At 54.9% G+C, this 18525-nt stretch carries 18 protein-coding genes, 3 tRNA genes and 1 pseudogene; all 22 read left to right on the forward strand.

The annotated features are described in order from the left end of the window. Nucleotides 1-158: 158 nt before the first annotated feature. Nucleotides 159-242: transfer RNA gene (locus MWR57_RS05055), tRNA-Leu, on the forward strand. A gap of 135 nt (nt 243-377) precedes the next feature. Continuing rightward, nucleotides 378-1694, forward strand: a complete 1317-nt coding sequence (tig, locus tag MWR57_RS05060; protein ID WP_423123709.1) for a trigger factor — start codon at nt 378-380, stop codon at nt 1692-1694. A 20-nt stretch (nt 1695-1714) separates the two neighbouring features. Continuing rightward, complete coding sequence (gene clpP, locus MWR57_RS05065) at nt 1715-2335, forward strand: ATP-dependent Clp endopeptidase proteolytic subunit ClpP (RefSeq protein ID WP_423123710.1); 621 nt, start codon at nt 1715-1717, stop codon at nt 2333-2335. Then, on the forward strand, nt 2319-3584 hold the full coding sequence (gene clpX, locus MWR57_RS05070) for an ATP-dependent Clp protease ATP-binding subunit ClpX (RefSeq protein WP_423123711.1): 1266 nt from the start codon (nt 2319-2321) through the stop codon (nt 3582-3584). The genes clpP and clpX overlap by 17 nt, the downstream gene beginning before the upstream one ends. A 44-nt stretch (nt 3585-3628) precedes the next feature. Next, complete coding sequence (gene lon, locus MWR57_RS05075; RefSeq protein WP_423123712.1) at nt 3629-6040, forward strand: endopeptidase La; 2412 nt, start codon at nt 3629-3631, stop codon at nt 6038-6040. A 132-nt stretch (nt 6041-6172) separates the two neighbouring features. Further along, nucleotides 6173-6248, forward strand: a tRNA-Val gene (locus MWR57_RS05080). 5 nt (nt 6249-6253) lie between these two features. After that, nucleotides 6254-6330: transfer RNA gene (locus tag MWR57_RS05085), tRNA-Asp, on the forward strand. A 232-nt stretch (nt 6331-6562) separates the two neighbouring features. Continuing rightward, nucleotides 6563-7351 (forward strand): MlaE family ABC transporter permease, encoded by a 789-nt coding sequence (locus MWR57_RS05090; protein WP_423123713.1) that lies wholly within the window; start codon nt 6563-6565, stop codon nt 7349-7351. 8 nt (nt 7352-7359) lie between these two features. Then, nucleotides 7360-8115 carry an ABC transporter ATP-binding protein gene (locus MWR57_RS05095; protein WP_423123714.1) on the forward strand — a complete coding sequence of 252 codons (756 nt, stop codon included), beginning with the start codon at nt 7360-7362 and terminating at the stop codon, nt 8113-8115. Between the two features lie 5 nt (nt 8116-8120). Further along, nucleotides 8121-8567: an outer membrane lipid asymmetry maintenance protein MlaD gene (gene mlaD / locus MWR57_RS05100; RefSeq protein WP_423123715.1), complete on the forward strand. Its 447-nt coding sequence runs from the start codon at nt 8121-8123 to the stop codon at nt 8565-8567. A 130-nt stretch (nt 8568-8697) separates the two neighbouring features. Next, complete coding sequence (locus tag MWR57_RS05105; protein WP_423123716.1) at nt 8698-9630, forward strand: MlaA family lipoprotein; 933 nt, start codon at nt 8698-8700, stop codon at nt 9628-9630. An 81-nt stretch (nt 9631-9711) separates the two neighbouring features. Beyond that, complete coding sequence (locus tag MWR57_RS05110; RefSeq protein ID WP_423123717.1) at nt 9712-10344, forward strand: MlaC/ttg2D family ABC transporter substrate-binding protein; 633 nt, start codon at nt 9712-9714, stop codon at nt 10342-10344. A gap of 99 nt (nt 10345-10443) precedes the next feature. Further along, entirely contained in the window at nt 10444-10824 is a 381-nt protein-coding gene (locus MWR57_RS05115; protein WP_423123718.1) for a cyclic nucleotide-binding domain-containing protein, read from the forward strand. Between the two features lie 166 nt (nt 10825-10990). Further along, on the forward strand, nt 10991-11509 hold the full coding sequence (locus MWR57_RS05120) for a YceD family protein (RefSeq protein WP_423123719.1): 519 nt from the start codon (nt 10991-10993) through the stop codon (nt 11507-11509). A gap of 231 nt (nt 11510-11740) precedes the next feature. Further along, nucleotides 11741-11923 (forward strand): 50S ribosomal protein L32, encoded by a 183-nt coding sequence (gene rpmF, locus MWR57_RS05125; protein ID WP_423123720.1) that lies wholly within the window; start codon nt 11741-11743, stop codon nt 11921-11923. A 12-nt stretch (nt 11924-11935) separates the two neighbouring features. Further along, on the forward strand, nt 11936-12985 hold the full coding sequence (plsX, locus tag MWR57_RS05130; RefSeq protein ID WP_423123721.1) for a phosphate acyltransferase PlsX: 1050 nt from the start codon (nt 11936-11938) through the stop codon (nt 12983-12985). Continuing rightward, nucleotides 12982-13959: a beta-ketoacyl-ACP synthase III gene (locus MWR57_RS05135; RefSeq protein ID WP_423123722.1), complete on the forward strand. Its 978-nt coding sequence runs from the start codon at nt 12982-12984 to the stop codon at nt 13957-13959. The genes plsX and MWR57_RS05135 overlap by 4 nt, the downstream gene beginning before the upstream one ends. A gap of 63 nt (nt 13960-14022) precedes the next feature. Next, nucleotides 14023-15177, forward strand: a complete 1155-nt coding sequence (locus tag MWR57_RS05140) for an acyl-CoA dehydrogenase family protein (RefSeq protein WP_423123723.1) — start codon at nt 14023-14025, stop codon at nt 15175-15177. After that, complete coding sequence (locus MWR57_RS05145) at nt 15177-15956, forward strand: electron transfer flavoprotein subunit beta/FixA family protein (protein WP_423123724.1); 780 nt, start codon at nt 15177-15179, stop codon at nt 15954-15956. Before MWR57_RS05140 ends, MWR57_RS05145 begins: the two co-directional genes overlap by 1 nt. 127 nt (nt 15957-16083) lie before the next feature. Continuing rightward, nucleotides 16084-17277, forward strand: a complete 1194-nt coding sequence (locus MWR57_RS05150) for an FAD-binding protein (RefSeq protein ID WP_423123725.1) — start codon at nt 16084-16086, stop codon at nt 17275-17277. Then, entirely contained in the window at nt 17274-18017 is a 744-nt protein-coding gene (gene fabG, locus MWR57_RS05155; RefSeq protein ID WP_423123726.1) for a 3-oxoacyl-[acyl-carrier-protein] reductase, read from the forward strand. Before MWR57_RS05150 ends, fabG begins: the two co-directional genes overlap by 4 nt. Before the next feature lie 158 nt (nt 18018-18175). After that, a pseudogene (gene acpP / locus MWR57_RS05160) lies at nt 18176-18415 on the forward strand (acyl carrier protein); the annotation flags it as partial. Nucleotides 18416-18525: the final 110 nt, after the last annotated feature.

The raw sequence follows: 18525 nt of genomic DNA on the forward strand, positions 1-18525 counted from the left end.
GGCAGCAGTTGCGCCGGCGGAGAGAGTTTTGTCTGTACGGCCATGAGGAAAAAAGGTGTTGGCTCCGGTCATCTCCGGGAAAATCGGTTTTAAATCGGGACAAGATCGTAAGCCGTCCTTGACTGTGACTTGAAAGTTGGTTATTTTTCCATGTTCAAGCGAGAGTGGCGGAATTGGTAGACGCACTGGTCTTAGGAACCAGCGCCTTTGGTATGGGGGTTCGACTCCCCCCTCTCGCACCACAGGGAAAACAGCTCCCGCGTCAATGCCGGAGTACAGGTTGATATCTTATCCGTACCGTGGAAACAGGTCCCAGGAAAATGTTTTTCACTGTATGACCGTGTTGTTGAAAATGTTTCAAACAAGGAAGGTGTTGCATGCAGATCAATGTTGAAGACGTAAGTTCGCTTACCAAAAAAATGATCATAACCCTGCCGGAAGCGCAGGTTTCCCAGGAACTGGAGTCCGCCTACAAGAAACTGAACTCCGAAATATCCCTCAAAGGGTTCCGCAAGGGCAAGGTGCCTCGGCAGGTGCTGGAGAAAAATTACCGGCCCAAGGTTGAGTACGAGGTGGCGGAAAAATTGATCCAGGATACCTACTTTGACGCCTTGGAGAAAAGCAAGATCGACGCGGTGGTGCATCCGGATATCCGCGAACAGAAATTTGTCGGGGACGGCACCTTTGCGTATACCGCGGAAGTGGATGTCCGGCCTCAGTTTGAATTGGCCGAGTACAAGGGGCTTGAGATCGAACAGACCGCGCTTGAGGTGACGGACGAGGAAATCGCCCAAGAGCTTGAGGCGCTGCGCAAGCAGATGGCCCCCCTGCAAAGCGTTGAAGACCGCGCCATCGAGAAGGGGCACCTGGCCGTGGTTGATTTTCAGGGCTACCATAACGGCAATCCCATCAAGCAGGTGGTTGGCGAAAATTATTCGGTTGATGTGGGCTCCGGCCAGTACGGCAAAGAGTTTGAGGAGAAACTCCTTGGCCTGAAAAAAGGGGAGGAGGCTTCCCAGGAGATAGATTTTCCCGAGAATTTCGCCAATCCGATCCTGGCGGGCAAGAAGGTGGAATTCAAGATCAATGTCAAGGATGTCAAGGAACGGGTGCTGCCTGCCCTTGACGATGAATTCGCCAAGGAAGTAGGCAATGAGTTTGCCGACCTGGAGGCGCTTACAACCCATATCCGTGAAAAAAAGCTGCAGGCCAAGAAGGATGCCCAGCGGGGCGATCTTACCGACAAGCTGATGCGGGTGCTGATCGAAACCCATGACTTCGAGATTCCGCCCCGGCTGGTGGCCTATGAAATAGAGGCCATGATCAAGGAACTCGAGAGCAATCTGGAGCGGCAGGGGATGACCTTGGAAGCGGCCGGGTTCAACCGGGATGCCCTGGTCGAACAGTATAAGCTTGCCGCCCAGTCTCGGGTCAAGGGCGATTTCCTTTTGAAGAAGGTGGCGGAAAAGGAAGGGCTCAAGCTGGAAAATGAAGACATCGACAGAGGCTTTAAGCGCATCTCCGAGCAATACAATATGCCGGTCAGCGAAGTGAAAAAATATTTTTCCAGCAGGGATGATCTCCTCCCCTTCATGGCGGAGCTGTTGAACGAAAAAATCTTAACCTTCCTGCTTGACGCAGCCAAGATGAAAATCGTGCCGGCCGCTGCCAAGGGCGTGAGTGATCCCCAGTAACTTCTTGAAGGAGTAAGTGTATGAATCTCGTCCCCATGGTTGTTGAGCAGAGTCCCCGCGGAGAGCGGGCCTATGATATCTATTCCCGGCTGTTGAAGGAGCGGATTATTTTTTTGGGATCGGCCATAAATGACGATATAGCAAACATCATCATCGCCCAGATCCTTTTTTTGGAAGCCGACGATCCGGACAAGGACATCACCTTTTATATCAACTCCCCAGGCGGCGTCGTGACGTCAGGCATGGCGATCTATGATACAATGCACTATGTGAAGTGTGATATCGCCACCCTGTGCATGGGGCAGGCGGCCAGCATGGGCGCGGTGCTCCTTGCCGCCGGCACCGAGGGAAAACGCTATGCGCTGCCGAACTCCCGGATCATGCTGCATCAGCCCATGGGAGGCTTTCAGGGGCAGGCTTCCGACATTGATATTCATGCCAAGGAAATTCTGCGGATGCGGCAGACCCTGAATACCATTCTTGCCCATCATACCAAGCAAAAGCTCAAGAAGATTCAAGTTGATACGGACCGGGATTTTTTCATGGGAGCCGAAGAAGCCAAAGCCTATGGCGTAATTGACAAGGTGCTGGTGAAACGGGCGAATCCTGAAGAGGAGAATAGTCATGGCAAAAGATCATAACGGCGAAGTGGAAGTCACCTGCTCATTTTGCGGAAAAAGCCAAGATGAGGTCAAAAAGCTGATCGCCGGGCCGACGGTCTATATCTGCAACGAGTGCATCGATCTGTGCAACGAGATTGTCAGCGAGGACCGGCAGCAGGCCTTGGAATCGCAGATGGTGGCTTCGACCCTCAAGCCTTATGACATCAAGGCCCATCTCGATGAGTATGTGATCGGCCAGGAACAGGCCAAAAAGGTTCTTGCCGTCGCGGTGCACAACCACTACAAGCGGATAGAGGCCCAGAGCAGCAACGATGGTAGCGATGTCGAACTGCAGAAAAGCAATATCCTGCTGGTCGGCCCCACGGGCAGCGGCAAGACGCTGCTGGCCCAGACCCTGGCCAAGATCCTCAATGTCCCCTTTGCCATGGCCGACGCCACCACTCTGACCGAGGCGGGGTATGTCGGGGAGGATGTGGAAAATATTCTGGTGAATCTGCTTCAGGCCGCGGACCACGATATCCAGCGCGCCAGCCGCGGCATCATCTACATCGATGAAATCGACAAGATCGCCCGCAAATCGGACAGCGCCTCCATCACCCGCGATGTTTCCGGCGAAGGGGTGCAGCAGGCCCTGCTGAAGATCATCGAAGGGACGGTGGCCAGTGTTCCGCCCAAGGGTGGGCGCAAGCATCCCCAGCAGGAATACATCAAGATCGATACCACCAATATCCTCTTTATCTGCGGCGGGGCCTTTGTCGGGCTGGACGGGGTGATCAAGCAGCGCACCGGCACCAAGTCCATGGGATTTGGCGCCAAGGTCGTGGGCAAGCCGAAGAAGTCGGTGGGGGATATCCTGGCCCAGGTGCAGGCGGAAGACCTGCTGCGCTTTGGTCTGATTCCGGAGCTGGTCGGCCGTCTGCCCGTGGTGGCGACCATGGAAGAGCTGGACGAGGAGGACATGGTCCGCGTTCTCCGGATGCCGAAGAACGCCCTGACCAAGCAGTACGAACGTCTTTTCGCCTTTGACAATATCCGGCTGCGCTTCACCGAGGGCGCGCTCAAGGCCATCGCCCAGCAGGCGATCAAGAGAAAGTCCGGCGCCCGCGGCTTGCGAACGGTCATGGAGCGGGCCATGCTCGATATCATGTACGAATTGCCCTCCAAGGAAAACGTGCGGGAATGCGTGATCAGCGAGCAGGTGGTGCTGAACGGAGATTATCCGGTGATTTTGTACGATAACGACGTGGAATCAAAGAAAAGCGCCTGAGTCGGCGATACGTCCCTTAACCCATCACGGTTGCATTGAATATTATGGCTGAGCTTGATCCCCAACAGGAAGTTGCCTATCCGATGATGCCCTTGCGGGATATCGTGATCTTCCCCTACATGGTGGCGCCCCTGGTGGTTGGCCGGGAGCGTTCCATAAAGGCCCTTGAAGAGGCGATGGCCAAGCGCTCCGAGATCTTCCTCGTGACCCAGAAGGATGCGGCCGAGGACGATCCCACCGAGGAGAGCGTGCACGCGGTGGGGACCATTGCCACGGTCATGCAGTTGCTTCGTTTGCCGGACGGCACGATCAAGGCCTTGGTTGAAGGCAAGAGAAGGGGCAGGATCATGAAGCATCTGCCTAATGCCGACTACTTTGTTGTCCAGCTTGATGAGCAAGCGGCAGAGGACGAGGGTGGCCTGGAGGCAACCGCCTATGTGCGGGAGATCCAGGCAAGTTTCAAGGAGTATGTCAAATACAACAAGAAGGTGCCGGCCGAGGTTATCAAATCCTTGGCCCGCATTGAGAACCCTGCAAAATTTGTCGATGTCCTGGCTGCGCATCTGCCCCTGAATGTGCAGGAAAAACAGGGGATTCTGGAGAATTTTTCCGTTGTCGAACGGTTGGCGCAGGTTTTGTCCCTTATCCATAAGGAAATTGAAATCGCCGAGCTTGAGGAGGTTATCCGGGCCCGGGTGAAGAAAAAAATGGATAAGACTCAGAAGGATTACTTCTTGGCGGAGCAACTCCGCGCCATCCAGAAGGAGATGGGGGGGGGTGAGGATGCCTCTTCCGAGCTCGAGGGGCTGGAAAAGGCGATACAGGAGAAAAACCTGCCCGAAGCGGCCCGGACCAAGCTGGAGCAGGAATTCAAGAAGCTGAAGATGATGCCGGCCATGTCCGCCGAGGCCACGGTGGTCCGCAATTATATCGACTGCATTCTGAGCCTCCCGTGGCAGGAAAAGACCGAAGAGAAGATCGATATCCTGGCGGCGGAGGAAATCCTTGCCCAGGACCATCATGGTCTGTTGAAGCCCAAGGAGCGGATCCTTGAGTATCTTGCCGTGCAGGCCCAGGTTGCGAAGATCAAGGGGCCGATTCTCTGCCTGGTTGGTCCTCCCGGCGTGGGGAAAACTTCGCTCTGCAAGTCCCTGGCCCGCGCCATGGGGCGCAAATTCGTCCGCCTCTCCCTTGGGGGGGTGCGTGACGAGGCCGAGATCCGGGGGCATCGGCGCACCTATATCGGAGCCTTGCCCGGCAAGATTATTCAATCCATGCAGAAGGCCAAGGTGGTGAATCCGGTTATCTGTCTCGATGAGGTGGACAAGATGAGCATGGATTTCCGGGGGGATCCGTCCGCCGCCCTGCTGGAAGTGCTGGACCCGGAGCAGAATGTCGCTTTTAACGATCATTATCTCGATCTGGACTACGATCTGTCCGGAGTTTTTTTCGTGACCACAGCCAATAATCTCCACGCCATCCCGGCCCCGCTCCAGGACCGGATGGAAGTGATCAAGCTCAACGGCTATACGGAAGAGGACAAACTGCACATCGCCCAGGGGTTCCTGGTGCCGAAACAGTTGGAGGCCAACGGTTTCGATCGGGAAGACATTACCTTCAACGATTCGGCGATCCTGGAGATTATCCGGAGATACACCCGGGAGGCTGGGGTGCGCAATCTTGAGCGCAGCATTGCCTCGGTTTGCCGCAAGGTGGCCCGGGACCGGCAAAAGAAAAAGACGGACAAGCGATACCGGCTCAACGATGCGGCCATTGCCAAGTATCTGGGTGGAGTCAGGTACCGTTTCGGCCTGGCCGAGGAGCGGGATAAAATCGGGCTTACCACCGGCCTGGCCTGGACCGAGGTGGGAGGCGAGCTGCTGCAGATCGAAACCGCCCTGATGCCCGGAAAAGGGAACCTCACCGTGACCGGAAAGCTCGGCGATGTCATGCAGGAGTCCGCCCAGGCGGCCTTGAGCTATGTGCGGACCCGTGCCTTGCAGCTTGGCCTGCTGCCTGATTTTTATCAAAAGCTCGATATCCATATCCATGTGCCGGAAGGGGCCATTCCCAAAGATGGGCCATCGGCCGGGATTACCATGGCGACCTCGATGGTCTCTGCCTTGCTTCAGCTTCCGGTCCGGAGGGATATTGCCATGACCGGCGAGATTACCTTGCGCGGCAGGGTTTTGCCCATTGGCGGGCTCACCGAAAAGCTTCTTGCCGCGCGACGTGGCAATATCAAGCATGTTCTGATCCCCCGGGACAATGAAGCGGATCTGAACGAAATTCCCGCCAAGATTCTGAAGGGGCTCACCGTGGAACTGGTTGAGCATGTGGATGAAGTCCTGGCCAAGGCCTTGGTGCTCAAGGAAGGGGAAGGTCTTTTCAAGGATATCCCCTATGGCGGTTTTGGCGTGGAAGGCGTGCTTCCCGCAAGCAAGGTGGCGCATTAACATGGGGGGCTGCTGTCTGCAGACAGGAAGCTGGGTAAGCGTAGGCCTCGCGGTTTTTATTTTTGGCCTGCGGTAAGTTTTTTGCTTGACGGATTATGGGTGGCAAGAGTATATCTTGCCACACTTCATGTGGGGCGAATAGCTCAGCTGGGAGAGCATCGGCCTTACAAGCCGAGGGTCACAGGTTCGATCCCTGTTTCGCCCACCACAAGAGGAGTGGTAGTTCAGTTGGTTAGAATACCGGCCTGTCACGCCGGGGGTCGCGGGTTCGAGCCCCGTCCACTCCGCCATAAAAAAAATAAAGGGATTAGCCATACAAGCTAATCCCTTTTTTTTTGAATTCAATCAATTGGTCCAAATTCCCGGTTTTGCTTGGAGCAAGTGCTTGACACCGCCCGTATCCCGTGAGTAACATGAGCATTTTATGGGATGGTGCAAGCCGCACAACCGGCAAGGCATGGCGGGTTGCCCAAACGTTTGCTGTCAAACGTGTTGTCGCGCAAACGCCTGCAAGAGGAACCTATGATTCGTTACCTGGAAAAAATCGGAAGTAACACCTTGTGGATCCTGGAAGATCTGGGTCGCATGGGGTCTTTTCTGGTTTTGGGTCTTGGTGGCGTTTTCAAAAGACCCTTCCGTTTTTCCGCCATGATTCGACAGGTGCGTCTGATCGGAGCCGATTCTTTCTGGGTTATATTCTTCATCGCAGGATTCACCGGCATGGTCCTTGGCCTGCAAGGATATTACACCCTGCGCAAATTTGGCTCGGAAGGGGCTCTGGGATCAGCGGTTTCGCTCTCCTTGATCCGCGAGTTGGGCCCGGTTCTGACCGCCTTGATGGTTACCGGGCGGGCCGGCTCGGCAATGTGCGCCGAGATCGGGATCATGCGCAACAGCGAGCAGCTTGACGCCTTGGAATGCATGGCCATCGACCCTTTCCGCTATCTTATCACGCCGAAGTTTCTGGCCACGATCATCTCTGTTCCGATTCTTACCCTTATTTTTAATGTTGTCGGCATATTCGGCGGGTATCTCGCAGGATGTGGCCTGTTGGGGGTCAATCCCGGCGCGTATTGGTCCGGTATGGAGCAGAGCGTTGTGAATCAGGATATAAACATGGGCATTATCAAGTCGTTTGTTTTTGCCTTGGTGATCGTCTGGGTGTGCGCGGGGAGGGGGTATTTCGTTCATCGTATCCGCGGAGCCGGTTTCGGTGCTGAAGGAGTGAGCAAGGTGACAACCCAGGCGGTTGTTCTCTCTTCAATCGCGATCCTTATCTGGGATTATCTGCTTACGGCGATACTATTATGAGTCAGGCGGTGATCCAATTTAAAGATGTCGTAAAAGCATTTGGCAAGCAGACCATTCTTGACCGGGTGAATATGACCATCGACTCCGGCAAGACCACGGTGATTGCCGGTCCGAGCGGTCAGGGTAAAAGTGTTACCATGAAGCTCATCCTGGGTTTGTTGCGGCCTGATTCCGGAGAGATTCTGGTGGAGGGGCACGATATCACCAAGATGCGCGCCAAGGCGTTGAATGAGGTGCGGACAAAATTCGGTGTCCTTTTCCAGGGCTCGGCGCTTCTTGATTCCTTGAATGTTTTTGCCAACGTGGCCTTGCCCCTTGAAGAGCGGACAAAAATGGGAAGCGAGGAGATCCGGTCGCGGGTGCTTGCCATCCTGGCGCAACTTGATCTTACCGGGCATGAGGAAAAATATCCTGCCCAGCTCAGCGGGGGCATGAGGAAAAGGGTGGGGCTTGCCAGGGCGTTGATGCTGCAACCGGAAATAATGCTTTTTGATGAGCCGACCACGGGACTTGACCCTGAAAACACCCTGGAGATTTATAAACTTTTTCTGGAGACCCAGAAAAAATTCGGATATACCTCAATTATTGTAAGTCATGATATCCCCAAAGTGTTCAATTTGGCTGATCAGGTCATTGTGATCAACAAGGGCAAGCTCAGCACCTTTGCCAGCCCTGAAGATATTCAACAGAGCGAAATCCCAGATATTCAGGCCTTTGTGCAGTACACCATGGGGAAGATTTATTTAAGCAGGGAGATGGAATAAAGGGTATGAAAAAGGTAAATTTCGATGCGATTGTCGGCCTCTTTGTTCTGGCTGGTTTTTTGGCTTTTGCGTATATGTCTCTGCAGTTGGGCGAGTTTTCGGTATTCTCCATGGAGAAGACATACTCGGTGCACGCGACGTTTGGCAATGTTTCCGGGCTTAAACGCGGAGCCCTTGTCGAAATGGCCGGGGTAAACGTGGGCAAGGTAAGCGGGATTTCCTTGGGCGAAAATGATCAGGCCCAGGTGCAGCTTCAGATCAATAATGGGGTGAAAATAACCGATGATGCCATTGCCTCGATTAAAACCCAAGGTATAATAGGGGATAAATATATCAAGATTAGCCAGGGTGGTTCCGAAGATCTGCTGGTTGATGGCGGGTTTATCATGGAAACAGAATCCGCGGTTGATCTTGAGGAGTTGGTGAGTAAGTATATTTTCGGGGGGGTCTGAGCAACGCCTCCGTTACGCATCGTGCCGGGGGGTGTTTTGGGGAGATTCTGGTTGCGTCTCCCCTGTTATTTGGCTTGGCGACACTGGGCCACCCGAGCGAGGCCAAGCAATGTCGGGTAAGAGGATGATCATGGAAAAACGAGACCGCTTTATTTCGCAACTGTGCAGGGTGTGCTTCTGTTGCCTGGCAATCTGGGCGGGATCAGTAGCCATGGCCGTGGGGCAGGAGGCGGTGTTTGACGATGAGCCGGCTTTTGGGGAAGAGCGGGATATCGGTCTGGTCCCGGATCCTCTTGAACCGATGAACCGTGCTTTTTTTCATTTTAACGATAAACTCTATTTTTGGGTGCTCAAGCCTGCATCCCACGGGTACTCCTATTTTATTGCCGAAGACGTGCGCATGTGCGTGCGGAGTTTTTTTAAAAATCTTCTGGCGCCGGTTCGGATTGTAAACAATCTCCTGCAAGGAAAAGTTGCGGACAGTGGTGTTGAAACCGCCCGTTTTTTTCTCAATTCCACCCTTGGTATCGCTGGCTTGGCTGATCCCGCCAAAAATGAGTTCGGTCTTTTGCCCAAGGATGAAGACTTGGGGCAAACCATGGGGGTATATGGCATGGGGGAAGGCATCTATTTCTGCTGGCCCATCCTCGGGCCATCGAATGTGCGTGACACCATCGGCCTGGCCGGAGACTTTTTCTTGAGCCCGGTCTCCTACCTTTCCATGTCCGATTCCGGTGCTGGCGTTGCTGTGCAGGCCGGCAGGGAGGTGAATAACACCTCTCTTACCCTTGGGGATTATGAAGATTTCAAGGAGTCCGCCATTGATCCCTATGTGGCCCTGCGCGACGCCTACCGCCAGTATCGGCAAAAGAAAATACGTGATGTGGCCGTGGGTAGTGACTCTGTCTACATCGCTTTATCGAGCACGTCTCAAAAAACATATGTCCGGGATACGGTCGCGTCGGGTTTGCCGGGGTCGCATGCCGAGCCGGTTGTCGTGGTTTCTGCTCTGGAGGTGCCTGCCGGGGAAAAATTTGAATCCGCCAGGTCAGGAAGTAAATAGACTCTCCATCGCTGGATTCAGCGAGGCCGGGTTGGACGATAAGAGTGTTGATACCCATTGAATAAGAGTGTAGAGGCAAAAATGAAAAACAGCAGCAGATGGTATTTGATGGTTTTTTCGGTATGTGTTCTGGCGTTCGCCGCGCCGGTTTTGCATCCGGGTATTTCCTGCGCCGCGGCAACCGATCCGGTCGTGTTTGTGAAGGATGCCGTTGACGAGATTATTTCTATTCTGCAGGATGAAAAGCTCGCCGTGCCGTCTCGCAAGGCGGAGAGAAAAAATCGCATGGTAACCATCGTCGAGAAGAAATTTGATTTTCGCGAAATGTCCATGCGTGCATTGGCCAGACATTGGCGGGAAAGGAGCCCTGCGGAGCAGGATCGTTTTGTTTTTTTGTTTAAGACGTTGCTGGAAAACACCTATTTAGCCAAGATAGAAACCTACTCCGGGGAAAAGGTTGTCTTTAAGAAAGCCGCGGTGCAAGGGAATAAGGCTATTGTCTATAGTGATCTCATCCGCAAAAATGTGGAAACCCCGGTTAATTACAAGCTCAAAAACAGCGATGACCGTTGGGCGGTTTATGATGTGGAGGTGGAGGGCGTGAGTCTGGTTAACAACTACCGGACTCAGTTTGCCAGCATTATGAGCAAGGAGAATTTTGCCGGACTCATTGCCAAGCTGGAAGAAAAGGTCAGTAAGGGAGCTGCGGAATAAACGCAAATGGGTGCCTCTGAAGAGATGCTTTTTGGGAAATACCGGCCCGAGGAGTTACACGATATATTTTCTTTTTTGTCCGCTGAAGAGATGGCGGAGTTGTTTGCCTATCTTGAGTGGAAAGAGTGGCAATCAGGGGAAACCGTGATGACAAGAGGGGAGCCCGCGGATTTTATGGGATTCCTGGTCGGGGGCAAACTTGCCGTCAAGATGGATGCTACTTTCCCTGATAAATTTATTCTGGTTGCCGTGCTTGAGCGTGGAAGTCTGGTTGGCGAGATTTTTGTTGTTGAGGGCGAAAGTCGGCAGGCAACCGTAGTCGCCACGGAAAAAAGTCATCTCCTGATTCTTTCCCGCGAACGGATGGAGCTGATGCTGAGGCAGGCGCCTGCACTAGGCGTGAAACTTTTGCGCCGGATCATCCATGTGCTTGGTCATCGTTTGGGCAAAGCGAGCGATCGGCTTTCCCGCTTGTTGTAACAACTTGTAGTTATTCTTTTTGTTCCTCCCGCGAACTCTTGTCGATAGGAGCTTCGTTGGACGTGGGCGTCTGTCAAAAACAATCCCGGCTGTGAATTCGCTTGACAACTGGCTGTGTTTCTTTATATTGATCTGCTTCTTTTTTTGTGTTGTGGATGGGTGATGCGTGCGGATCAAGTGGGATGAAATACCGGTTGACGGTCTATTGCTGCGTGTTGATGACGGAGCCTGGATTCCTCGCGATGAGATCGTCTGCCAAGGATCGGGAGCATGCGCCATTTCCCTGAACAAAGAGGGAGGGCGGGTGCTGCTTGCGGGAACCTTGCTTCTTCCCGTTGTTCTTGAGTGCGACCGCTGTCTTGAGCCTTTTGTCCATACCGTGGACGAAGAGTTTGAGATTGTTTTTGAGTTGCTTGCCCAGGGGGAAGAGGCGGGTATTGCTTCGGATCACTTGTGCAAGGGCGATGAGCTTGATGTTGTTTGTCTTGCGGAGCCGGTGGTGGATGTTTTTTCCGTGCTTGCGCAGCAATTGTTTCTTGCTTTGCCCGAGAAAAGACTCTGCGGCGACAAGTGCTTGGGGTTGTGTCCCGGCTGCGGAGCGAACCTGAATCATGGCCCCTGTGATTGTTCCAAGGGAACAGGAACATCCCCATTCAGCGTCTTGGCAAAGTTGAAAGTCCATTAACGGGTAATTCCCCCCGTGGATTTGATTTTATTGATCGCGCCAGGCCATTCTCATCCTGTTTGCGGCGCTGACGATTGCCGGGCATTTTTTTGTCAAGCTGGGGATATCTTTCCCTCCTTGAGGTCGCGGGACAAAAAAACTGTCATTTTTGTTGAACCTGTTGAATTTTTTTGAAAAACCCGTTACAGACAACAAGCTGTAACCGAGATCTTTCCAATTGGAGGAAAAGTAATGGCTTTACCGAAAAGAAGACATTCCCATTGCCGTACCAGAATCCGTCGTTCCCACGATGCGCTGTGTGGTGTAACCGTTTCGACCTGCTCCGAGTGTGGCGAGCCGAAGCTGCCGCACCGTCTTTGTCCTGGTTGCGGGGCATACAAGGGGCGTACGGTTGTCAAGTTGACCGAAGAGTAGTAGAGCTGCACCATGGCATTGCATATTGCCCTGGATGCCATGGGCGGGGACCGAGGCCCTGGGGAACTGGTTTCCGGGGCAGTCCTGGCTGCGCGCGAGTCTGACCTTGAGATCAGCCTGATCGGTGACCAGGCTCTGCTTGGGACCATTCTGGCATCCCATGGTCCTCCTTCGTCCCGGATTCATCTGGTGCACGCCTCCCAGGTTGTTGGCATGGATGAATCCCCCTTTGACGCCATCCGCAAGAAAAAAGACTCCTCCATCATGAAGGCGTTTGCCCTCCACAAAGAGGGCAGGGTTGATGCTGTTGTCAGCGCCGGCAATTCCGGGGCGACATTGGCCGCGGCCATCAAGTTGCTTGGCCGCTTGGAGCATGTCTCCCGGCCGGGGATCGCCGGTATTTTCCCTACCTTGAAAGGTCCGGTGGTTATGATGGATGTGGGCGCAAATGTTGATTGCCGCTCCGAGCATCTCTTCCAATTCGGCGTCATGGCCTCTGCTTTTTCGCAGGTACTCTTTGGGCATGATCGCCCCCGGGTCGGCCTCCTCAGTATCGGTGAAGAGGGGGGGAAGGGCAATGTCCTGGTGAAAAAATCCCACGAGCTGTTTCAGCAAAGTTCCCTGAATTACATCGGCAATGTCGAAGGCCGGGACACCTTTCAAGGGGATGTCGACGTCATGGTCTGCGACGGTTTTGTCGGCAATGTCTGCCTGAAGCTCAGCGAGGGATTGGCCGAGGCGGTCATGGGCATGCTGAAGGAGGAAATCGTCAAGAGCTTCAAGGCGAAACTTGGCTATCTGCTGGCCAGGGATGCCTTTGCTTCCTTTAAGAAACGGGTTGATTACGCCGAGTATGGCGGTGCGCCCCTGCTCGGAATCCAGGGCAATGCCATTGTCTGTCATGGCCGTTCCAATGCCGTGGCGATAAAAAATGCCATTCGAGTTGCCTCTGAAATGGCCCGCAATAAGGTCAATGACCGGATACTCGAGCTTCTTTCCCTCCATCGTCTCCTGGGGCAACAGGATGATACGAATGCCCCCGTTGCCGGAGTAACCCCATGAGCCGTGCCGTTATCCTTGGGACAGGGTCCTGCCTGCCCAAAAGGATCCTCACCAACGAGGATCTGGAAAAGATGGTTGATACCTCCGATGAGTGGATTACCACCCGGACCGGCATCAAGACCCGGCACATTGCCGGAGCCGGGGAGGAGACCTCCAAGCTGGCCAGCGTGGCAGCCCGGCGCGCCTTGGACATGGCAGGGGTCACCCCGGCGGAGGTTGACATGATCGTCCTCGGGACGATTTCCTGTGAAAAGGCCATGCCCTCCTGTGCCTGTCTCGTTCAAAAAGAGATTGAGGCAGTCAATGCCTTTGCCTTTGACATCAACGCCGCCTGCTCGGGCTTCCTCTACGGCCTTGATCTGGCCGACAAATACATTCGCAACAACCCGGATATGAAAATCCTGGTGATCGGCGCGGAGAATCTCTCCGCCCGCACCAACTGGCAGGACCGCAATACCTGCGTGTTGTTCGGCGATGGCGCTGGCGCCTGCCTGGTGACAGGCAACGATCAGGGGCGAGGGGTGTTGGCGAGCCAGCTTTACGCGGATGGCCGCTTGTGGGAATTGCTCCATATGGACAGCGCTCCCAGTTTGAATCCCGATTTGTGCTCCCAGCCAAGCGACGGCCCTTTTATCAAGATGGTGGGCAAGGATGTTTTTCGCTACGCGGTCCGGGCCATGGCGGATGCCATCACCGCGGTCCTTCAAAAAGAAGGGCTGCACATTGCAGACATCACCCTGGTTGTGCCGCATCAGGCCAATATCCGTATCCTGAAAAGCCTGGCCGATCACCTCGGTGTGCCGCTCGAAAAAATCTATATTAATGTGCATAAATATGGTAATACATCGGCGGCTACCGTACCGATTGCCATGGACGAGGCGAACCGGGAAGGCCGATTGCTGCAGGGGGATCTGCTTCTCATCTGCACTTTTGGCGGCGGGTTTACCTGGGGCGCAGCCCTGGTCCGTTGGTAAGGAACGGTTGACCGCGTCATTACCCAACCGCATATCAAAGTAATTGAGCTACAAGGGGGCACAGTGGATTATTTCTTGAGCGAAGAGCAGCAGATGATCGTGGATGTTGCTCGGCAGATTACCGATGAAATGATTGTTCCGCAACGGGCGGAATTGGATGAAACCGAAGACTATCCCCGTGATATTTTAACCGCCATTGCCAAGGCTGACCTGTATGGCCTCTATATTCCCGAAGAATATGGCGGTTTGGGCGGCGGATGCTTTGAGATTGTCCTGGCCCTAGAGCAGTTTGCCCGCGGTTGTACCGGGGTGGCCACCGCCTTTGCCGCCAGCGCCTTGGGCGCATACCCGATTCTTATCTCCGGCAGCGAAGAGCTGAAACAAAAATACATGCCGCTCATCGCCAGCGGCGAGAAACTGGCGGCCTTTGCCCTGACCGAGGCCAACGCAGGCAGTGATGCCTCGGGCATCCAGACCACCGCCGTGCTCGATGGCGACGAATGGGTCTTAAACGGCACCAAGCAGTGGATCACCAATGCGGGCGAGGCCCAGATCTATACGGTTATTGCCATCACCGACAAAAGCAAGGGGCCCCGCGGCGCCACCATGTTCGTGGTCGAGGACACCGATCCTGGTTTTTCTTACGGGGTCAAGGAAAAGAAGCTGGGTATCCGTTGCTCGTCCACCCGGGAGCTGATCTTCAAGGATTGCCGGATTCCCAAGGACAGGGTGATCGGCCGGATCGGCATGGGTTTTATCACCGTGATGAAGACCCTGGACCAATCCCGTCCCGGCATCGCCATCCTCGGCGTTGGCTTGGGGCAGGGCGCCCTGGATGAGGCAGTGGTCTATGCCAAGCAGCGGGTGCAGTTCGGCAAGCCCATCATCTCCTTCCAGGCCGTGCAGCATATCCTGGCCGACATGGCCATTCAGATCGAGGCGGGCCGCGCCTTGGTGTATTCGGCTGCCAAGCATATCGATGCCCACAAGAACGACATGTCCAAGGCCTCTTCCATATGCAAGGTCTTTGCCACCGACATGGCCATGAAGGTCACCACCGATGCGGTCCAGGTTTTGGCCGGCTATGGCTACATGCGCGAGTATCCGGTGGAGAAGATGATGCGGGATGCCAAGATCCTCCAGATCTACGAGGGCACCAATCAGATTCAGCGGAATGTTATTGGTCAGGAACTCAACAAGGAGTATACGAGGTCCTAATGAAGATCATCGTTTGCGTAAAACAGGTGCCGGACGCCAAGGATGTCCGCCTGGACCCCAAAACCAACACCCTTTCCCGGGAAGGGGTGCAAGCCATTATGAACCCCTACGACCGCCATGCCCTTGAGGAGGCGGTTCGTCTGAAGGAACAGTACGGCGGCACGGTAACCGTGGTCAGCATGGGGCCGCCCCAGGCGGAAGAGATGCTGCGCGAGGCAGTGTCCTGCGGGGCGGACGAGGCGGTGCTGGTTTCGGACCGCGCCTTTGCCGGAGCGGACACCTGGGCCACCACCTATACCCTGTCCCAAGCCATTAAAAAGATTGATGATTTTGATTTGATTCTCTGCGGCAAGCAGGCCATTGACGGGGATACCGCCCAGGTGGGTCCGGGTCTGGCCGAGCGTCTTGATATCCCTTTTGTCGCCTACGTGCGCAAGATCAACGACTGCACCGCCAATACCATCCGGGCGGAGCGGCTGATGGATGACGGCTACGACCTGCTGGAAGTACCGCTGCCCGCGCTGTTCACCGTGGTCAAAGAGATCAATGAGCCCAGGATTCCTTCCCTCAAGGGGAAGATGAAGGCGAAAAAGATCGATATCACCAAGATGACCGCAGCGGATATCGAGGCGGACCCGGAGCAGTTGGGGCTCAAAGGCTCCACCACCCAGGTGGTCCGGGTATTCTCTCCGGAACTGAAAGGGGACCGGGCCATGCTTACCGGCACACCCGATGAGCAGGTTGCCCAATTGTATGAAAAATTGTCGCCTCTCCTGTAGAATTAGGAGCCGTTACGAAATAATGATTCGATTTTAACTATTTCGTTACGGCCCATTATGCCGGAATTACGGCATTTTTAATGTTACGGCTTCGTATAATGACGGCCTCAGACGAACGGAATTCTTCATGTTACAGATTGATGTAGAAGCATGTATTGGTTGCGGTGTCTGTGAAAGCACCTGTACCTTCGGGGCCATCAAGGTTGAAGGCGGTGTCGCCGTGGTCGGCGAGACCTGCACCCTGTGCGGCAGTTGCGTGGATGTCTGCGAGGTCGGCGCTCTTTCCATCAAGCGGGAGGAAAAGGCAACCCAGGGCAACCTGGATGACTGGTCCGGGGTTTGGGTCTACGCGGAGTGCCGCCATGGCAGGCTCGCGCCCGTTGCCCTGGAGCTGCTCGGGGCCGGGCGCAAGCTGGCCGATAAAAGAGGGGTTCTCCTTTCCGCGGTGCTCTTGGGTTCAAAAATCGAGGGCATGGCCGAAGAGCTTGTCGCCCACGGCGCTGACACGGTATATGTTGTCGATGATCCGGCCCTGGCCTCCTTTACCGATGACGCGTATGGCAACGCCTTGAGCGCTTTGGCCAAAAAACATAAGCCCGAGATCATTCTCGCTGGCGCCACGGCCATTGGCAGATCATTTATCCCCCGGGTTGCCACCACCCTGGCCACCGGCCTTACCGCCGATTGCACGGATCTGGCGATCCGGGATGAGGATGGGGCGTTGCTGCAGACCCGTCCGGCCTTTGGCGGCAACATCATGGCCACTATCGTTTGTCCGCACACCCGTCCGCAGATCTCCACGGTGCGGCCGCTGGTTATGAAACCCCTTGCCAGGGATGCCGGGCGCACAGGGGAAATTGTCAAGGTGGATCTGGGGGCATCCTTGCTCAAACCCCGGGTCAAGGTGCTTGAGTCGGTGGTGGAGGATCTCGACCGGGTGAATCTCTCCGAAGCCGATATTGTTGTGGCCGGCGGGCGGGGCTTGGAAAACGAAAAGGGCTTTGCCATGATCCGCGAACTGGCCGATGTGCTGGGCGGGGCGGTTGCCGCTTCCCGGGCCGCGGTGGACAGCGGCTGGATTCCCTACCCGCACCAGGTTGGCCAGACCGGCAAGACCGTGGCCCCCAAGGTCTACATCGCCTGCGGGATCTCCGGCGCCATCCAGCATCTGGTTGGCATGCAGTCCGCGGACACCATTATCGCCATCAATCGTGACGCCGATGCCCCGATCTTTGACGTGGCCACCTACGGCATTGTCGGTGACGTGTTCGAGATCGTGCCCAAGCTTATCGAGAAATTTAAAAATAGGAAAAACGCATGAGTCTGAGCGGGAAAATAGCCGTAGTCACCGGCGGCAGCAGGGGCATTGGCCGGGCGATCTGCCAGCGCTTGGCAGCGCTTGGCGCCTTGGTTGTCGTCAACTATGTGAGCAATCCGGCCGCTGCGGAAGAGACAGTAAAGAGCATCCAGAGCGCGGGCGGCAAGGGTGAAGCGGTCCAGTTCAACGTCGCGGTTGCCGGGGAGATCGAAGAGGCGTTCAAGAAGATTCTTGAAGCGCACGGCCGGGTGGATATTTTGGTGAACAACGCCGGGATCACTCGGGACGGTCTGCTCATGAAGATGAAGGACGAGCAGTGGGACGAGGTCCTCAATACCAATCTCAAGGGCGTTTTCCTCTGCACCAAGGCGGTGAGCCGGGGTATGATGAAACAGCGCTGGGGGAGGATCATCAACATCACCTCGGTGATCGGTTTTGCCGGCAACGCGGGCCAGGCCAACTACGCCGCGGCCAAGGCAGGGATTGTCGGTTTTACCAAATCCGTGGCCAAGGAGCTTGCCTCCCGGGGGATCACGGTAAACGGAGTGGCTCCCGGCTATATCGTCACCGATATGACCCGCGATCTCTCCGAAGAGGTCACCAATACGATCAAGGGTGAGATTCCCATGGGGGTGCTGGGCGAGGCCGAGGATATTGCCGGGGCTGTTGCCTATTTGGCGTCTGACGATGCGCGCTATGTGACAGGACAGTTTATCCATGTCAATGGCGGCATGTTCATGTGATATATTGTATAAGCAAAAACTTGGTAAGATATTACCGTAAGCCGTTGTTGAAAAATAACTTGAATAATTATGGCCCAGCGAACGGCATACGGTGCCGTAACTCAATGGTCAAGAAAGCACAGGTTGTTTTTTAACGGCACCTAAACAAGCAAGGAGAAAAGATCATGTCTGTACAGGAAAAACTCATTGATATCATTGCCGAGCAGTTGAGCGTGGATAAAGACAAGGTTGTGCCGGGCGCCTCTTTTATTGATGATCTGGGCGCTGACTCCCTGGACCTGGTTGAGCTGATCATGGCCATGGAAGAGGCTTTCGATATCGAGATCGCCGATGACGTTGCGGAAAAGATCACCACCGTGCAGCACGCCATCGACCATGTCAACAAGGTTGCCGGTTGAGCCGAACGGTTTTTTGTCGGCAGCAGGTACTTGGCAGGAAGAACTGAGGACGGACCTTGGCGGGTGATTGCACCTGTCAAGGCCTTCCTTTCTCTGCAACCAGATTGTGA

The sequence above is a fragment of the Hydrosulfovibrio ferrireducens genome, assembly GCF_046883345.1.
Classification (GTDB): Bacteria; Desulfobacterota; Desulfobulbia; order Desulfobulbales; family Desulfurivibrionaceae; genus Thiovibrio; species Thiovibrio ferrireducens.

Excerpts from the sequence above, each read along its gene's own strand:
- tig (WP_423123709.1), top strand. The coding sequence starts at position 378 with ATGCAGATCAATGTTGAAGACGTAAGTTCGCTTACCAAAAAAATGATC.
- clpP (WP_423123710.1), top strand. The coding sequence starts at position 1,715 with ATGAATCTCGTCCCCATGGTTGTTGAGCAGAGTCCCCGCGGAGAGCGG.
- clpX (WP_423123711.1), top strand. The coding sequence starts at position 2,319 with ATGGCAAAAGATCATAACGGCGAAGTGGAAGTCACCTGCTCATTTTGC.
- lon (WP_423123712.1), top strand. The coding sequence starts at position 3,629 with ATGGCTGAGCTTGATCCCCAACAGGAAGTTGCCTATCCGATGATGCCC.
- MWR57_RS05090 (WP_423123713.1), top strand. The coding sequence starts at position 6,563 with ATGATTCGTTACCTGGAAAAAATCGGAAGTAACACCTTGTGGATCCTG.
- mlaD (WP_423123715.1), top strand. The coding sequence starts at position 8,121 with ATGAAAAAGGTAAATTTCGATGCGATTGTCGGCCTCTTTGTTCTGGCT.
- MWR57_RS05105 (WP_423123716.1), top strand. The coding sequence starts at position 8,698 with ATGGAAAAACGAGACCGCTTTATTTCGCAACTGTGCAGGGTGTGCTTC.
- MWR57_RS05110 (WP_423123717.1), top strand. The coding sequence starts at position 9,712 with ATGAAAAACAGCAGCAGATGGTATTTGATGGTTTTTTCGGTATGTGTT.
- rpmF (WP_423123720.1), top strand. The coding sequence starts at position 11,741 with ATGGCTTTACCGAAAAGAAGACATTCCCATTGCCGTACCAGAATCCGT.
- plsX (WP_423123721.1), top strand. The coding sequence starts at position 11,936 with ATGGCATTGCATATTGCCCTGGATGCCATGGGCGGGGACCGAGGCCCT.
- MWR57_RS05135 (WP_423123722.1), top strand. The coding sequence starts at position 12,982 with ATGAGCCGTGCCGTTATCCTTGGGACAGGGTCCTGCCTGCCCAAAAGG.
- MWR57_RS05145 (WP_423123724.1), top strand. The coding sequence starts at position 15,177 with ATGAAGATCATCGTTTGCGTAAAACAGGTGCCGGACGCCAAGGATGTC.
- MWR57_RS05150 (WP_423123725.1), top strand. The coding sequence starts at position 16,084 with ATGTTACAGATTGATGTAGAAGCATGTATTGGTTGCGGTGTCTGTGAA.
- fabG (WP_423123726.1), top strand. The coding sequence starts at position 17,274 with ATGAGTCTGAGCGGGAAAATAGCCGTAGTCACCGGCGGCAGCAGGGGC.